This is a genomic window from Pseudomonas sp. W15Feb34 (assembly GCF_023127765.1).
Taxonomy (GTDB): domain Bacteria; phylum Pseudomonadota; class Gammaproteobacteria; order Pseudomonadales; family Pseudomonadaceae; genus Aquipseudomonas; species Aquipseudomonas synxantha_A.
Window position 1 is genome coordinate 48427 of sequence record NZ_SPKN01000037.1, and the last position, 16198, is coordinate 64624.

General features: G+C 61.1%; 14 protein-coding genes. 8 read left to right on the forward strand and 6 right to left on the reverse strand.

Annotated features, from left to right (window positions below; translation table 11 throughout):
• Positions 1-28: 28 nt before the first annotated feature.
• The gene (locus tag E4O97_RS17835; protein WP_078820612.1) at positions 29-2071 is read right to left on the reverse strand and encodes a S9 family peptidase; all 2043 of its coding nucleotides are present in this window, start codon (positions 2069-2071) and stop codon (positions 29-31) included.
• Between the two features lie 24 nt (positions 2072-2095).
• Between E4O97_RS17835 and E4O97_RS17840 the strand changes: the two genes are divergently transcribed.
• The 3 genes from E4O97_RS17840 to E4O97_RS17850 are packed head-to-tail and all read left to right on the forward strand — an operon-like array spanning position 2096 to position 3985.
• Positions 2096-2623 carry an MFS transporter gene (locus E4O97_RS17840; RefSeq protein ID WP_032877234.1) on the forward strand — a complete coding sequence of 176 codons (528 nt, stop codon included), beginning with the start codon at positions 2096-2098 and terminating at the stop codon, positions 2621-2623.
• Between the two features lie 32 nt (positions 2624-2655).
• The gene (locus tag E4O97_RS17845; protein WP_248161864.1) at positions 2656-3432 is read left to right on the forward strand and encodes a class II glutamine amidotransferase; all 777 of its coding nucleotides are present in this window, start codon (positions 2656-2658) and stop codon (positions 3430-3432) included.
• 10 nt (positions 3433-3442) lie between these two features.
• Complete coding sequence (locus E4O97_RS17850) at positions 3443-3985, forward strand: DUF2937 family protein (RefSeq protein WP_005786113.1); 543 nt, start codon at positions 3443-3445, stop codon at positions 3983-3985.
• Positions 3986-4098: 113 nt separating this feature from the next.
• Here E4O97_RS17850 and E4O97_RS17855 read toward each other — a convergent pair whose 3' ends face one another.
• Positions 4099-5019, reverse strand: a complete 921-nt coding sequence (locus E4O97_RS17855; protein ID WP_005786115.1) for a LysR family transcriptional regulator — start codon at positions 5017-5019, stop codon at positions 4099-4101.
• A 175-nt stretch (positions 5020-5194) separates the two neighbouring features.
• Between E4O97_RS17855 and E4O97_RS17860 the strand changes: the two genes are divergently transcribed.
• The 3 genes from E4O97_RS17860 to E4O97_RS17870 are packed head-to-tail and all read left to right on the forward strand — an operon-like array spanning position 5195 to position 7547.
• The gene (locus E4O97_RS17860; RefSeq protein WP_005786116.1) at positions 5195-5935 is read left to right on the forward strand and encodes a 5-oxoprolinase subunit PxpA; all 741 of its coding nucleotides are present in this window, start codon (positions 5195-5197) and stop codon (positions 5933-5935) included.
• Positions 5932-6636, forward strand: coding sequence for a 5-oxoprolinase subunit PxpB (gene pxpB / locus E4O97_RS17865; RefSeq protein ID WP_103733530.1), 705 nt, complete (start codon positions 5932-5934; stop codon positions 6634-6636). Before E4O97_RS17860 ends, pxpB begins: the two co-directional genes overlap by 4 nt.
• Positions 6633-7547, forward strand: coding sequence for a biotin-dependent carboxyltransferase family protein (locus E4O97_RS17870; RefSeq protein WP_148852356.1), 915 nt, complete (start codon positions 6633-6635; stop codon positions 7545-7547). The genes pxpB and E4O97_RS17870 overlap by 4 nt, the downstream gene beginning before the upstream one ends.
• Positions 7548-7654: 107 nt before the next feature.
• Here the strand turns inward: E4O97_RS17870 and E4O97_RS17875 are convergent, their stop codons facing one another.
• The 3 genes from E4O97_RS17875 to E4O97_RS17885 form a co-directional block, all read right to left on the reverse strand.
• A complete protein-coding gene (locus E4O97_RS17875) occupies positions 7655-8833 on the reverse strand; it encodes a VWA domain-containing protein (protein WP_078820616.1) in 1179 nt (392 codons plus the stop codon).
• A complete protein-coding gene (locus tag E4O97_RS17880) occupies positions 8833-9678 on the reverse strand; it encodes a MoxR family ATPase (protein WP_003210690.1) in 846 nt (281 codons plus the stop codon). The genes E4O97_RS17875 and E4O97_RS17880 overlap by 1 nt, the downstream gene beginning before the upstream one ends.
• A 214-nt stretch (positions 9679-9892) precedes the next feature.
• Positions 9893-10969, reverse strand: coding sequence for a DUF748 domain-containing protein (locus tag E4O97_RS17885; protein WP_043046513.1), 1077 nt, complete (start codon positions 10967-10969; stop codon positions 9893-9895).
• Between the two features lie 125 nt (positions 10970-11094).
• On the opposite strand from E4O97_RS17885, the gene cysK reads away from it, so the two are divergent.
• Together cysK and E4O97_RS17895 are read left to right on the forward strand one after the other, a co-directional pair.
• Positions 11095-12069: a cysteine synthase A gene (gene cysK / locus E4O97_RS17890; RefSeq protein WP_248161865.1), complete on the forward strand. Its 975-nt coding sequence runs from the start codon at positions 11095-11097 to the stop codon at positions 12067-12069.
• Between the two features lie 153 nt (positions 12070-12222).
• A complete protein-coding gene (locus E4O97_RS17895; protein WP_032877227.1) occupies positions 12223-13161 on the forward strand; it encodes an aspartyl/asparaginyl beta-hydroxylase domain-containing protein in 939 nt (312 codons plus the stop codon).
• Between the two features lie 137 nt (positions 13162-13298).
• Here E4O97_RS17895 and acnA read toward each other — a convergent pair whose 3' ends face one another.
• Positions 13299-16040 carry an aconitate hydratase AcnA gene (gene acnA / locus E4O97_RS17900; RefSeq protein WP_248161866.1) on the reverse strand — a complete coding sequence of 914 codons (2742 nt, stop codon included), beginning with the start codon at positions 16038-16040 and terminating at the stop codon, positions 13299-13301.
• Positions 16041-16198: the final 158 nt, after the last annotated feature.

A 16198-nucleotide genomic window follows, 5' to 3' on the forward strand; every position in this document is an offset into this window, starting at 1 on the left:
GTTCAGACAGGACCGCTCCATCAAGTGCTTAGATCAGCCCGAGCGCCTTGAACACAAACGCATATTCGAGCGCTACGTCACGCAATCCCTGGTAGCGCCCGCTCATGCCGCCATGGCCGGCGCCCAGCTCGGTCTTGAGCAGTAACAGGTTGTCTGAAGTGGCGGTATCGCGCAGCTTGGCCACCCACTTGGCGGCCTCCCAATACTGCACGCGGCTGTCGTTGTAGCCGGCAATCACCAGCATGGCCGGGTACGCCTGGGCGCTGACGTTTTCGTATGGCGCGTAAGCCTTGATGCGCGCATACACTTCGGGTTCCTCGGGGTTGCCCCATTCGTCGTACTCGGTGATGGTCAGCGGTAGCTCCGGATCGAGCATGGTGTTGAGCACATCGACAAACGGCACTTCGGCAATCGCCGCCTGGAACAGTTCCGGGCGCTGGTTGAGCACCGCGCCAATCAACAGGCCGCCGGCACTGCCGCCACTGATCGCCAGTTGCCTGGAAGTGGTCAGCCCCTCGGTGATCAGGTGTTCGGCGCAGGCGATAAAATCGCTGAAGGTATTCTGTTTGTGTTCCTGCTTGCCGTTGCGGTACCAGGCTTCACCCAGCTCACCGCCGCCGCGCACATGGGCGATGGCAAACGCGACCCCTCGGTCCAGCAAGCTCAGGCGTGCGTGGGAGAACCATGGGTCCAGGCTTGAGCCGTAGGCACCGTAGCCGTACAGATACAGCGGGGTGGGTTTACCCAGTTGATCACGCTTGACCACCAGGCTGATGGGCACTTGGGTGCCGTCGGCAGAGGTGGCCCACAGGCGCTGGCTGACGTAGTCGTCGGCGTTGAATGTGCCGAGTACCGGGGTTTCCTTGAGCACCACCTGCGCGCCGCTTGCCAGCTCTAGCTGACGCACCTGGGCGGGACGGTTCAGGGCCTCATAGCGTAGGCGGATGTTGTCGCTTGGAAATTCCAGGCTGTTTTGTACGTAGAGGCTGTAGGCGGCGTCGGGTAATTCCACGCGATAAGCCGGTACGCCCTCGGGGTGCACCTCGATGACCGGCAGGCCGCCGATGCGCAGGCTCAATGTCATGGCGCTGGCGTTCAGGCTCACGCCGTCGAGCATGACTTCGTCGCTGTGAGGGATCAGGTTCTGCCAGTCGGCCTCGGTAGGCGGCGTGCCGGTATCGGCGGCGAGGTAGAGCGCGTAGTTGATGCCGTCGCGGTTGCTGCGAATAAACCAGGTCCACTCGCCGTTACGCTTGCCGTGGTCGACATCGTATTCGTGGTCCTCGACGCGCGGCGCCAGGCAGGTGAAGGCCAGGTGCGGCTGATCGGCATCCAGTGCCCAGATCTCACTGGTGGTCTTGCTGCCCAGAGCCAGCAGCAGTTGGCGCTCGGAGCTGGAACGGTAGCAGTGCAGGAAGAAACGGCCATCGGGCTCGTGGAACACTTCCTGCGCCGCCGTACCGTCCAGACGGTAGCGATACAGCTTGTGCGGGCGATGGGTGTCGTCGAGTTCGCCGAAGAACAGCGTCAAGCTGTCATTGGCCCAGGTCATGCTGCCGTCGCAGTTGTCGAACGCCAGTTCGCTGACCTTGTCGGTGGCCAATTCCTTCACGTACAGGGTGTAGATCTCTTCACCGCTGGTGTCGAGGCTGTAGGCCAGGCGCTGATGGTCGGGGCTGATGCTGAACGCGCCGAGGGAGAAAAAGCCGCCATTGGCCAAGACGTTCGGGTCCAGCAGCAGTTCTTCGCTGCTCTCGTCCACCTGGTTGCTGTCATCGGCCGGGCGGCGGCAGCGATAGTGGCGTGCGTATTCGTCACCGGCGGTGGTGCGGGTGTAGTACAGGTACGGGCCCCAGGGGGAGGGCAGGGACAGATCGGTTTCGAGGATGCGGCCCTTGATCTCTTCGAACAGCGTTTCGCGCAAAGCTTGCTGGTCGGCGAGTTGGGCTTCCTGCCAGGCGTTTTCCGCCTTGAGGTAATCGAGCACTTCAGGGGTGTCGCGCTCCTGCAGCCAGGCGTAGGGGTCTGCGCCTGGGGCCTTGCGGGCAATCGGAGCGGTGGAAATAGGCATGGATAATTCCCTATCTGGCGGACGGTGGCCGGCATTGCAGCCGCGACACGCAAAAGCCGTTATCATAGCCGCCTCTTTGCCAGCCTTGCCATGGACACCATGACCGAGAACGACTATCTGACCGCTTGGGGCCTCTACGCCTTCGCCGCTTTGGGCTGCCTGTTAGTGTGGTGGCGCATGACCCGCTGGGTCTGGCGCTGGCTGCGCGAGCCGCTGCAATTGCTGATGGCGGTGCTGTTACTGAGCCCGACCATCGTCGACCCGGTCAAGACCCAGTTTGCGCCGGCCGTGGCCATTACCGCCCTGGACCTGGTGCTCAAGGTCGGCAACAACGCCTGGCGGGCGATCTCCGATCTGTTCATGTACACGATGATCGTGTTTGCCCTGTACATCGTGTTTGTGCTGATCCGCTGGCCCATCGAACGCGCGGCCAGCGCTCGCCGTGAGCGCAAGGCTGCTGCAGATGCCGCCTTGGCCGCCGAGCCGGAAGACGACGAGCCGTTCCGTCGCCCGGCGCCTGCTGGTGGTATGCGGGTCGAGCCGCGCCTTTAAACGTAGACTGCCCCTGCAGCGAGAGCCCTGGCATGTGTGAATTATTGGGCATGAGTGCCAACGTCCCCACCGATATCGTGTTCAGCTTTACCGGGCTGATGCAGCGCGGTGGGCGTACCGGCCCGCACCGCGACGGTTGGGGCATCGCCTTCTATGAAGGCCGTGGCCTGCGCCTGTTCCAGGACCCGGCCGCGAGCAGTGAGTCTGAAGTGGCGCTGTTGGTGCAGCGCTATCCGATCAAGAGCGAAGTGGTGATCGGCCATATCCGCCAGGCCAATGTGGGCAAGGTCAGTCTGGCCAATACCCATCCGTTCGTGCGTGAGCTGTGGGGCCGCAATTGGTGTTTTGCCCATAACGGCCAGTTGGCCGACTTCTACCCGCGCGCCACGTTCTACCGCCCGGTCGGCGATACCGACAGCGAAGCGGCCTTCTGTGACCTGCTCAACCGCGTGCGCGAAGCCTTCCCTGAGCCTGTGGACATCGAGCAAGTGCTGCCGGACCTGATCGCCGCCTGCGCCGAATACCGCAGCAAGGGCGTGTTCAACTGCTTGCTCAGCGACGGCGACTGGCTGTTTTGCTACTGCTCGACCAAACTGGCGCAGATTACCCGGCGCGCGCCGTTTGGCCCCGCACGCTTGAAAGATGTCGACGTGATCGTCGATTTTCAGGCCGAAACGACGCCCAATGACGTGGTAACCGTCATCGCCACCGAGCCTTTGACCGACAACGAAAACTGGACCCGCTACGAACCGGGCCAATGGAGCCTGTGGCGACGCGGTGAATGCGTCAGCCAGGGCGTTACCGAATAAGGAATCGACCATGTTGCTCAGCTATCTGCGGTTGGTGCTGTTTGCCATTGGCTTGTTGGTCGGCGTGCAAGTGCCGGGGTTTATCAACGATTACGCCAAGCGCGTCGAAGCCCACCTGATCGAGGCGCAGACTGGCTTGCGCGGCTTTGAGTCGACCGCGCAGCAGTTCTTCAACGGGGACATGCAAGCGCTGGTGGCTCATTACCGCGCCAGCGATGACCCGGTTTTCCAGAGCGACGCCAGCAGCCTGGGCGCGATGCTTGATCGCCAGCTTGAGTTGGACAAGCAATTCCAGGCCATGCAAGGCCCGTGGTACATCCGCGCCCTGCAAGTGGCCGTAGCCGCCGACCCGGATATCCGCCTGGAAACCTGGAATGGCTACAGCTACCAGATTCTGCTGACGCCCGAAGCCATGGGCTGGGGCTTGGGCGGGGCGATGCTGTTGTCGTTCGGCATCGAGTGCCTGTATCGCCTGATCGACTGGGTAGTGCTGGGTGGCCGGCGCTTGCGCCAGAGCCGGCCGATCGAAGAGCGGGACTTGAAGGGCCTATAAGTCAGGGCCGACTCGGTCCAATGTGGGAGCTGGCTTGCCTGCGATAGCGGTGGTCCAGTCACAGATGTGCGCGTTGGCCCACCGCTATCGCAGGCAAGCCAGCTCCCACAGTTTTAATCGGGTTTATGCAGTTGCATGCGTTCTGCACCGACTTCCTCGGCATAGCGCGCCACCACCTTCTGGCACAACCCCACAATCTCCTCCACCAACTCCACCCCCACACGCCATGACACCACCACCTGCAAGTTCGGCAGGCGCTGTGCCATCGGCAGCATCACTAATTCCCCCCGCGCCAGCTCTTCACTGACCAGCACCGGCGGCAGGGCACCGATGCCGAAGCCGTCACGCAATAATCGCGTAATCGCCGACACCGAGTTCACACAGTTCATTCTGGGCGCGGCCACGCCGTTGGCCTGCATCAGACTCAGCACGTCCTGATGCGGGTGGGAGTTTTTCGAGTAGGTGATGATGCGCTCCTGAGCCAGTTCGGCGAGGGAGGCGTAGTCACGGTTGTAAATCGAGTGGCTGGCGACGATCCAGGCCATGGGATGGCTGGCCAGTTCCAGGCTGCGCACGGTTTCCAGGCGCAGCAGGTCAGTTTGCAGGATCAGGTCGAGAAAACCTTTTTGCAACTGATCGCTGAGGTTCAGCGCGGTATCGGCGACCAGCTCGATTTCCACCAGCGGGAACAGCTTCATCAGTTCTGCCACCAGCGGGCTGAGCCAGGTGTGGATCACCGTGTCCATCGCGCCGATCCGAATGCGTCCGACCTTGCTGCTGGTGGTCTCCAGGGACTGTTTCAAACCCTGCATGGTCACCATCATTTGCTCGGCATAATCGAGCACCTTCAAGCCTTCCGGGGTCAGGCTCACGCCCCGGGAGTCACGCAGGAACAGCTTCACCCCCAGCTCGCTTTCGAGCACGGCGATGCGGCTGGAAATAGAGGCCTGGGTGGTGAACAGCTTCTCGGCAGTCAGGCGAAAGCTCTTGAGCTTGGCCACCCAGACGAAGGTTTCGAGGAACTTCAAATTCATGGGATCAACTTTTTCTTATGCATGGATCGGTTTTTATTAGTTGGACGTCGCACCGGGCAAGCGCCAAAAATCGAGCCGTTCCACGATAAGCGTCGTTGGGGTGCCAGGACAAGTTGCGAGTTCTGTGTAATAAATCCCACACTACAAAAAAACAAAACCTACAGGAGCGACCACCGTGAGCCGCCTGCTACTGAACTGCGACATTGGCGAAAGCTTTGGCAACTGGACCATGGGTCTGGACGCCGAAGTCATGCCGTTCATTGATTGCGCCAACGTGGCCTGCGGTTTCCATGCTGGCGACCCGAGCATCATGCGCAAGACCGTCAGCCTGGCGTTCAAGCATGGCGTGCAAGTGGGCGCTCACCCGGCCTATCAAGACCTGCAAGGCTTTGGCCGACGGTCAATGAACTACACGCCGCAGGAAATCCAGGACCTGTTGCATTACCAGATCGGCGCGCTGGACGGCATCTGCCGGGTCCAGGGCGGACGCGTCAGCTACGTGAAACCCCACGGTGCGATGTACAACGACATGATGGCCAACCCCGCGCAGTTGCGTGCGGTGATCCAGGCCGTGGCCGCCTACGGCGACTTGCCGCTGATGCTGCTGGCTACCCGTGACAACAGCGCCGCCCAAGCTGTGGGTGACGAATACGGTGTGACCCTGTGGTTCGAAGCCTTTGCCGATCGCGCCTACGACAGCAAGGGCCATCTGGTTTCCCGCCAGTTGCCCGGCGCGGTGCACCACGACAGCGACACTATCGTGCAGCAGGCCCTGACCATTTCCCGTGGCGCGGCATTGGTCGCCAGCGACGGCAGCCCGTTGGCCTTGCAGGCCGATACCTTGTGCGTGCATGGCGACAACGCCAGCTCGGTGGCCGCGGTGCAGCGTATCCGCCAAGCGTTGCAGACAGCATGAAGCCACGCATTGAAGTGGTGGCCATCGACTGTCTGATGGTGCGTCTGTTTGAGGTGATTGCCGAGGCCAACATGCCGTGGATGCTCGCTGCCACGCAGCGTTTGCGCGCAGAGTTCGGCACGGCGCTGGTGGATCTGGTGCCGTCCTACACCACCTTGATGGTGCATTACGACCTCAGGGAGCTGACCCCGACACAGGCTCGGGAGCTGATCGACCTTGCGCTCACGGACCTGCAACCCCAGGCCCAGGGCAGCGGCCAGTGCCATGTGCTGCCGGTGTGGTACGACCTGAGCGTCGGCCCGGAGTTGACCCTGTTGTCCCAGCGCAGCGGGCTGACGGTAGAGGACGTGATCCGCCGCCACAGCGCCCATGAATACCAGGTGTTCGCCCTTGGTTTCGCGCCGGGATTTGCCTTTATGGGCCTGGTGGATGAAAGCCTCGCCACACCGCGCCTCAACACGCCGCGCAAACGCGTGGCCGCTGGCAGCGTCGGCATTGCCGAACGGCAAACTGCTGCGTACCCGGTGGTGTCCCCGGGCGGCTGGAACCTGATCGGCCGCACCCCGGCCAAACTCTTCGACCGTGAGCGCGACGGCTACAGCCTGATGCAGCCCGGCGACACGGTGCGCTTCGCCCCGGTCAGCCACACCGAATTCGTCAACCTGGGTGGCGATGACACGCCGTTGGAGGCGCTGGCATGAGCCGCTTGATGATCGAGGCCAGCACGCCGCTGTGCCTGTTGCAGGACGCCGGGCGTTTTGGCGTGCGCCACCTGGGTGTAACCCAGGGCGGCGCACTGGACTGGGTGTCGATGTCCTGGGCTAACTGGCTCTTGGGCAATGCCCTGGATGCGCCGGTGGTGGAGATCACCCTGGGTGGTTTCACCGTGCAGGCCGAGGATTATTGCCTGCTGGCACTGGCCGGTGCAGACCTGGGCGCCTATATCGATGAGCGCGCCATAAGCCCCGGTCGCAGTTTTATCCTGCAAAAGGGCCAGCGACTGCGCTTCACCCAGCCGTTCAATGGGGCACGCGCTTATCTGGCGGCGCCCGGTGGGTTCGATGCCCCGGCTGTACTTGGCAGTTGTGCCACGGTCGTGCGCGAAGCGTTGGGCGGGGTGGACGGTTTCGGCAAGGCATTGGCTGAAGGCGGGCGGTTGGCTTATTCCGGTACGGGCGGTGCAATGAAGGTGCTGGCCAAGCCGGAGTTGCAATCCGGTGCCTCACTGGACGTGATTATCGGCGCGCAGATCGGCCAGTTCAGCGGGCAGAGTTTATTCGACGCCTTCAACACCGAATGGGCGCTGGACAGCCGCGCCGACCGCATGGGTATGCGCTTGCTCGGCACGCCGTTGCAGTACCAGGGGCCGTCGTTGATTTCCGAAGGGATTCCGTTGGGCGCGATCCAGGTGCCCCCGGATGGGCAGCCGATTGTGTTGCTCAATGACCGGCAGACGATCGGCGGTTATCCGCGGTTGGGCGCGTTGACGCCTCTATCCTTGGCGCGGCTGGCGCAGTGTTTGCCGGGGGAGAAGGTGCGGTTGGCACCGGTGGTGCAGGAGGCGGCGCATCGGCAGCACACCAAGTTTTTGCAGCGGTTTGCCGATCGCTAAAAGCATCGCAGGCAAGCCAGCTCCCACAGAGGAATGCATTCCAACCTTGAAATGCAGTCAACATGTGGGAGCTGGCTTGCCTGCGATGAGGCCGGTCAAAACACCGCCTATTTCGAGAGAAAACGCATACCTTCTTCCAACCCGCGCAGCGTCAGCGGGTACATCTGATCCTCTACCAACTCCCGCACAATCCCCGTGGAAGCCGTATAGCCCCACGTATCTTTTGGATAGGGGTTAATCCAGATCAGCTTCTTGTACTTGGCCATGAACCGCTGCATCCACACATACCCCGGTTCTTCATTCCAGTGCTCGACGCTGCCGCCAGCCTGGGTGATTTCATAGGGCGCCATGGCCGCATCGCCAATGAAGATCACTTTGTAGTCGGCGCCGTACTTGTGCAGCAGGTCCTGGGTGGACGTGCGCTCCGAAGTGCGACGCTGGTTGTTCTTCCACACTGACTCGTACACAAAGTTATGGAAGTAGAAGTACTCCAGGTGCTTGAACTCGGTCTTGCACGCCGAGAACAGCTCTTCGCAGATTTTCACGTGGGCATCCATCGAACCACCAATGTCGAACAGCAACAACAGCTTGATGGTGTTGCGCCGCTCGGGGCGCATCTGGATATTCAGCAGCCCGGCATCGCGTGCGGTGTGGTCGATGGTGCCGTCGATATCCAGCTCTTCGGCCGCACCCTGGCGTGCAAACTTGCGCAGGCGGCGCAGGGCGATCTTGATGTTGCGCGTGCCCAGTTCCACCTGATCGTCGAGGTTTTTGTACTCGCGCTGATCCCAGACTTTCACCGCCTTGCCCTGGCGCTTGCCGGCGTCACCGACACGAATGCCTTCGGGGTTGTAGCCACCGGAACCGAACGGGCTGGTGCCGCCGGTGCCGATCCATTTGTTGCCGCCGGCATGGCGTTCTTTCTGTTCTTCCAGGCGCTTCTTGAATTCCTCGATCAGCTTGTCGAGGCCGCCGAGGGACTGGATCTGCGCGCGTTCTTCTTCGCTCAGGGAACGTTCGAATTCCTTGCGCAGCCACTCTTCGGGGATCAGCGCCTGCAAATGGTCATCGAGTTTTTCCAGGCCATTGAAATAGGCACCGAAGGCACGGTCGAACTTGTCGAAATGCCGCTCGTCCTTGACCAGTATCGCTCGGGCCAAGTAGTAGAACTCGTCCATGTCAGCGAAGGTCACGCGCTGTTTCAGCGCGTTGATCAGGTCCAGCAGCTCGCGCACCGACACCGGCACCTTGGCCGCACGCATTTCATTGAACAGGTTGAGCAGCATCAGCGATTACCGCGGCGGCTCATGAACGCCAGCCGTTCCAGCAATTGCACATCCTGCTCGTTTTTCACCAAAGCGCCGGCCAGCGGTGGGATGGCCTTGGTCGGGTCACGCTCGCGCAGTACCGCTTCGCCAATATTGTCGGCCATCAGCAGCTTGAGCCAGTCGACCAGTTCGGACGTGGAAGGCTTCTTCTTCAGGCCCGGAACCTTGCGCACATCGAAGAACACGTCCAGCGCTTCGCTGACCAGGTCTTTCTTGATGTCCGGGTAGTGCACATCCACGATTTTTTGCAGGGTGGTGCGGTCGGGGAAGGCGATGTAGTGGAAGAAGCAGCGGCGCAGGAATGCATCCGGCAGCTCTTTTTCGTTGTTGGAGGTAATGATGATGATCGGGCGCTTCTTGGCCTTGATGGTCTCGTCGATTTCGTAGACGTAGAACTCCATTTTGTCGAGTTCCTGCAACAGGTCGTTGGGGAACTCGATGTCGGCCTTGTCGATTTCGTCGATCAGCAGGATCACCCGCTCCTCGGACTCGAAGGCTTCCCAGAGCTTGCCCTTTTTCAGGTAATTGCGCACATCGTGGACCTTGTCCACGCCCAGCTGCGAGTCGCGCAGGCGGCTCACTGCGTCGTACTCGTAGAGGCCCTGATGCGCCTTGGTGGTGGACTTGATGTGCCAGGTGATCAACTTGGCACCGAAGGATTCGGCCAGTTGCTCGGCAAGCATGGTCTTGCCAGTGCCCGGTTCGCCCTTGACCAGCAATGGCCGCTCCAGGGTGATGGCGGCGTTGACGGCCAGTTTCAGGTCATCGGTAGCCACATAGGCCTGGGTGCCTTCGAACTTCATCGGTCATTCCTCGGATTCATCAATGCCCCGACTATACCCCGCAGCCCCGGCGACTGTGAACGCAGACGGGGCATTCAGTCTCTGAATGGCGGGTCACATCAATATCCTGAGCAATGAGGGACATGTGGGAGGGGGCTTGCTCCCGATAGCGGTGGATCAGGTACAGATATAAACCTGACACACCGCTATCGGGAGCAAGCCCCCTCCCACAGGGTTAATCAGCGCTGGGCTTGGGTTGTTCATACCGGGCATTGAACGCCTGGATAAACCCATTGCGCAGAATTGCGATCACCGCAGAAAACGCACTGACATTCTGCTGGTGCACGCTACCGCTGAGCTCCACACGGGTGGCGAACTGGTTTTTGCGCTGGTTTTTCAGCACCGTCTCGCTGGCTCCGACCACGGCCTCCCAGATTGAACGGAAGATATTCTTGTCCTTGTTTTCAACATCTTGTTGCCAGTCAAACACCTCTACGTCACGCAGCAGCGGCTTGATGTAGCCGGTGAGTCGGCCATTTTCAGCCTGGGCTTCGATCACCACGTCGCCCGTGCCGGCCTTGAAGTCGAACTTGCCATAGGCCGATGCAAAGTCGTTCATGCGCTTGAGTTGCAGGTCGCGGGCGCGGAAGCGGAACTCGAATTCTTCGAAATCGCTCAGCGGATCAAAGGTGGCATTGGCCTCCAGCGGCGCCTGGCCTTGCAGCAGTGCCTTGCCTTCGAAGCGGGCGTCGCGCTTGCCTTTGACATCCACCACATTGGTCAGGTTGTAGAAGCTGGCGTTGACCCCAGTGGCGTTGATATTGACCCGGGGCTTGGAGCTGAAGTTATGGAAGGCAATCTCGCCGTCTTCGATGCGCACTTCATTGAGGGTGATCGGCAGCAACTTGCGCAGTTGTTCCTGCCAGTCGGTGCCTTTACCCGTCTGGGACGCCTGCTTGTTGGCACCGCCATCGACGAAGTTGATCTGCGGACGCACAAAATGCCCCTCGGCCACGACGGCGTGGTCGTACCAGAGTGAATGCCAGCTCACGGCGAACTCGATCAGCGGCGCCTTCACGAACGGCACCGGGACCTTGCCGTCCACCTTGACGATTTGCAAGCCGTTGATCCGGTAGGCGCCGCGCCACAGGGCCAGGTCCACATCGGCGATTTCGCCGCGGTAATCGCCCATGTTGGCGAGTTTCTCGTTCAGGTAATTGCGCACCAGGTAGGGCAGCGCGATATTCAAGGCAATCAGGACCAGCACCAGAGCGGCGATTGTCCCTAACGGCCAACTGTAACGACGTTTCATGGGGCAGTTCTCCTTGCTTGTAGGAGATTGACTGTTCTGATGAACGCAACGTTCCCCCGTCTGGACGCCCTGGAGAACGAGGCATACCCTTGGGACCTTCTTCAAAGTCGCCAACAGGATCCCTCATGAGCCGTATCTTTGCAGACAACGCGCATTCCATCGGTAACACGCCCCTGGTTCAGATCAACCGCATCGCACCGCGTGGCGTGACGATTCTGGCCAAGATCGAAGGGCGTAACCCGAGTTATTCAGTGAAGTGCCGCATTGGCGCAAGCATGATCTGGGATGCCGAAAGCAGCGGCAAGCTCAAGCCAGGCATGACCATTGTCGAGCCGACTTCCGGCAATACCGGTATCGGCCTGGCGTTTGTCGCGGCGGCCCGTGGCTATAAATTGCTGCTGACCATGCCGGCGTCCATGAGCCTTGAGCGCCGCAAAGTGCTCAAGGCCCTGGGCGCCGAGCTGGTGCTGACCGAGCCGGCCAAGGGCATGAAGGGCGCCATCGAAAAGGCCGATGAAATCCTCGCCGGCGACCCGACCACCTACTTTATGCCGGCCCAGTTCGAAAACCCGGCCAACCCTGCGATCCACGAGAAAACCACCGGCCCGGAAATCTGGAACGACACCGACGGCGCCGTGGATGTGCTGGTGGCGGGCGTGGGGACCGGCGGCACCATCACCGGGGTGTCACGCTATATCAAGAACACCGCGGGCAAGCCGATCCTGTCGGTGGCCGTGGAACCCATGGTTTCCCCGGTGATCACCCAGGCCTTGGCGGGGGAAGAAATCAAGCCCAGCCCCCACAAGATCCAGGGTATCGGCGCCGGGTTTGTGCCAAAAAACCTCGATCTGTCGATGGTCGACCGCGTGGAGTTGGCGACCGACGAAGAGTCCAAGGCCATGGCCCTGCGCCTGATGCAGGAAGAGGGTATCTTGTGCGGTATCTCCTGCGGTGCCGCCATGGCTGTGGCAGTACGCCTGGCCGAGAAGCCGGAAATGCAAGGCAAGACCATCGTGGTGATTTTGCCGGACTCCGGCGAGCGCTACCTGTCGAGCATGTTGTTCAGTGATGTGTTTACCGACCAGGAAAACCAGGCCTGATCTTCAAAGCGGTCCCACAAGGTTGATGTAAGTCATCCGGTCGGCGTGGGCCTTCTGCATAATGGCTCAAGTGTTTATCATGGCCGGCTGTTACGTCTGGTTTCCCGTTGACGCAAGTTTGCCGGCCAGGCGCTTATTTCCAGGAGTTGCTGCATGACCTTTTCTTTGGCCGCCAAACTGTCGGTGTTGCTGCTGTTTATCGGCAGCACGCTGTATGTGCACCTGCGTGGCAAGGCCCGTTTGCCGATGCTGCGCCAGTTCGTCAACCATTCGGCGCTGTTCGCCCCGTATAACGCCTTGATGTACCTGTTTTCCGCGGTGCCATCCAAGCCGTACCTGGACCGCAGCAAGTTCCCGGAACTGGACGTGCTCAAGGACAACTGGGAAGTGATTCGCGAAGAGGCCATGCACCTGTTCGACGAGGGCTACATCCGCGCCGCCGAAAAGAACAACGACGCCGGTTTCGGTTCGTTCTTCAAGAAAGGCTGGAAGCGCTTCTACCTCAAGTGGTACGACAAACCCCTGCCATCGGCCGAGGCCCTGTGCCCCAAAACCGTGGCCCTGGTCAGCAGCATCCCCAACGTCAAGGGCGCGATGTTCGCGCTGTTGCCGGGCGGCAGCCACCTGAACCCGCACCGCGACCCCTTCGCCGGTTCGTTGCGTTATCACCTGGGGCTGTCCACGCCGAACTCTGACGACTGCCGCATCTTCGTCGACGGCCAGGTCTACGCCTGGCGCGACGGTGAAGACGTGATGTTCGACGAAACCTACGTGCACTGGGTGAAGAACGAAACCGAGCAGACCCGCGTGATCCTGTTCTGCGACATCGAACGGCCGTTGAGCAACCGTGTGATGACCCGCGTCAACCGCTGGGTCAGCAAGCAACTGGGCCGTGCTACTGCGCCGCAGAACCTTGACGACGAACGCGTGGGCGGCATCAACCAGGCCTATGCCTGGAGCAAGACCTTCAGCGACAAGTTCAGTGGCCAGGTCAAGCAGTGGAAGCGCAAGCATCCCAAGGCGTACCGCATTGCGCGGCCGGTGCTGGCGGTAGTCGTCTTGGTATTGCTCTGGAAGTGGTTGTTCGGCTGATTGTGATTTCTTAACTTGAAATGCAGCCAAATGTGGGAGGGGGCTTGCTCCCGATAGCAGTGAATCAGTCAGCAAATGCCTAGCTGATACACCGCCATCGGGAGCAAGCCCCCTCCCACATTGGTTTGCAGTGTTGCTTATGACGCGATCAACTGCCGCAATACGTAGTGCAAGATCCCACCCGCTTTGAAGTACTCCACTTCATTCAAGGTATCAATCCGGCACAGCACCTCAACCTTCTCGCGGCTGCCATCTTCCCGAGTGATCACCAACGTCAGGTTCATGCGCGGTTCGACCTCGGCATCGGTCAGCCCGAGGATGTCGATCTTCTCCTTGCCGGTGAGCTTGAGCGTCTTGCGGTTCTGGTCCAGCTTGAACTGCAACGGCAACACGCCCATGCCCACCAGGTTGGAGCGGTGGATACGCTCGAAACTCTCGGCGATCACCGCCTTGACCCCCAGCAGGTTGGTACCCTTGGCCGCCCAGTCGCGGCTGGAACCGGTGCCGTATTCCTGGCCTGCGATCACTACCAGCGGCGTGCCTGAGGCCTGGTACTTCATGGATGCATCGTAGATCGCCATTTTTTCCCCGGTGGGGATATACAGCGTGTTGCCGCCTTCCTCGCCGCCCAGCATTTCATTGCGGATACGGATGTTGGCAAAGGTGCCGCGCATCATCACTTCATGGTTGCCCCGGCGCGAGCCGTAGGAGTTGAAGTCACGCGGTTCCACCCCTTGCTCGCGCAGGTAGCGTCCGGCCGGGCTGTCGGTCTTGATATTGCCGGCAGGGGAGATGTGGTCGGTGGTCACCGAATCACCGAGCAGGGCCAGGATGTTGGCGCCCTTGACGTCCTTGATCACCGGCAGCGGGCCGGCAATGTCATCGAAGAACGGTGGGTGCTGGATGTAGGTGGAGTCCTTTTGCCACACGTAGGTCGCTGCCTGCGGCACTTCAATCGCCTGCCATTGCTCGTCACCGGCGAACACCTCGGCGTATTCCTTGTGGAACATGCTGGTGCTGACCTGGGCCACCGCCTCGGCGATTTCCTGGCTGCTGGGCCAGATATCTTTCAGGTACACCGGGTTTCCGCTCTGATCGTTACCCAGCGGTTCGCTGCTGATGTCGATGCGCACGGTGCCGGCCAACGCATAGGCGACTACCAGGGGCGGCGAAGCCAGCCAGTTGGTTTTCACCAGCGGGTGCACGCGGCCTTCGAAGTTGCGGTTACCCGACAGCACCGAGGCCACGGCGAGGTCGGCCTTCTGGATGGCTTTTTCGATAGGCTCGGGCAACGGCCCGGAGTTACCGATACAGGTGGTGCAGCCGTAGCCCACCAGGTCAAAACCGAGCTTGTCGAGGTACTGGGTGAGGCCCGCGGCCTTGTAATAGTCGGTGACCACCTTGGAGCCTGGGGCCAGTGAGGTCTTGACCCAAGGTTTGCGGGTCAGGCCCTTTTCCACGGCCTTTTTCGCCACCAACCCGGCCGCCATCATTACGCTGGGGTTGGAGGTGTTGGTGCAGGAGGTGATGGCGGCGATCACCACCGCGCCGTTTTTCAGGCGATAGGTGTTGCCTTCGTATTCATAATCGGCCTCGCCGACCAGATCGGCGTTGCCCACGGCCACGCCGCCACCGCCTTCACTTTCCAGGCGGCCTTCTTCCTTGCTGGTGGGTTTGAATTGCAGGTCGAGGAAGTCGCTGAACGCTTGGCCGACATTCGGCAGGGATACCCGGTCTTGGGGGCGCTTGGGCCCGGCGAGGCTGGCTTCGACGCTGCCCATGTCCAGGGCCAGGGTGTCGGTGAACACCGGTTCCTGGCCGGCGTTGCGCCACAGGCCCTGGGCCTTGGTGTAGGCCTCCACCAGTTTGACCGTCTCAGCCGGGCGGCCGGACAGGCGCAGGTAGTCCAGCGTCACCTCATCCACTGGGAAAAAGCCACAGGTAGCGCCGTACTCCGGCGCCATGTTGGCGATGGTGGCGCGGTCGGCCAGGGGCAGGTCGGCCAGGCCGTCGCCGTAGAACTCGACGAACTTGCCCACTACGCCTTTCTTGCGCAGCATTTGTGTAACGGTGAGCACCAGGTCGGTGGCGGTGATGCCTTCCTTGAGCTTGCCGGTGAGCTTGAAGCCGATGACCTCCGGAATCAGCATCGACACCGGCTGGCCGAGCATGGCCGCTTCGGCTTCGATCCCACCCACGCCCCAGCCGAGTACGCCGAGGCCGTTGATCATGGTGGTATGGGAGTCGGTGCCGACCAGGGTGTCGGGGAAGGCGTACGTGCGGCCGTCTTCGTCCTTGGTCCACACGGTGCGGCCCAGGTATTCCAGGTTCACCTGGTGACAGATGCCGGTGCCAGGTGGCACGACGCTGAAGTTGTCAAAGGCGCTCTGGCCCCAGCGCAGGAAGGCGTAGCGTTCGCCGTTGCGCTGCATTTCGATGTCAACGTTCTGCTCAAAGGCGCTGGTGGTACCGAACTTGTCGACCATCACCGAGTGGTCGATCACCAGGTCCACCGGCGACAGCGGGTTGATGCGCTGCGGGTCACCGCCGGCCTTGGCCACGGCGGCGCGCATGGCGGCCAGGTCGACCACCGCGGGCACCCCGGTAAAGTCCTGCATCAGCACGCGGGCGGGGCGATACTGAATCTCGCGGTCCGACTGGCGCTCTTTGAGCCAGGCGGCGATGGCTTTGAGGTCGGTGCCGGTAACGGTCTTGGCATCTTCCCAGCGCAGCAGGTTTTCCAGCAGTACCTTGAGCGACATCGGCAGCTTGTCCAGATCACCCAGGCTCTTGGCGGCTTCGGGCAGGCTGAAGTAGTGGTAGGTCTTGCTGTCTATTTGCAGTGTCTTAAGGGTTCTCAGGCTATCAAGGGATGACATTACATGACTCCTTATGGTCCGCACGGCCACGGACCTGGCGGGACGAACAGAGCTAACACGTTAGCGCTGTTTTCATTAGCAGGCTAATAACTGGACTCTATCGCCGAGCCCAAGGTTCCGAACTCGGCTATCATGCGCGCGTTTTCATGACAGGCATT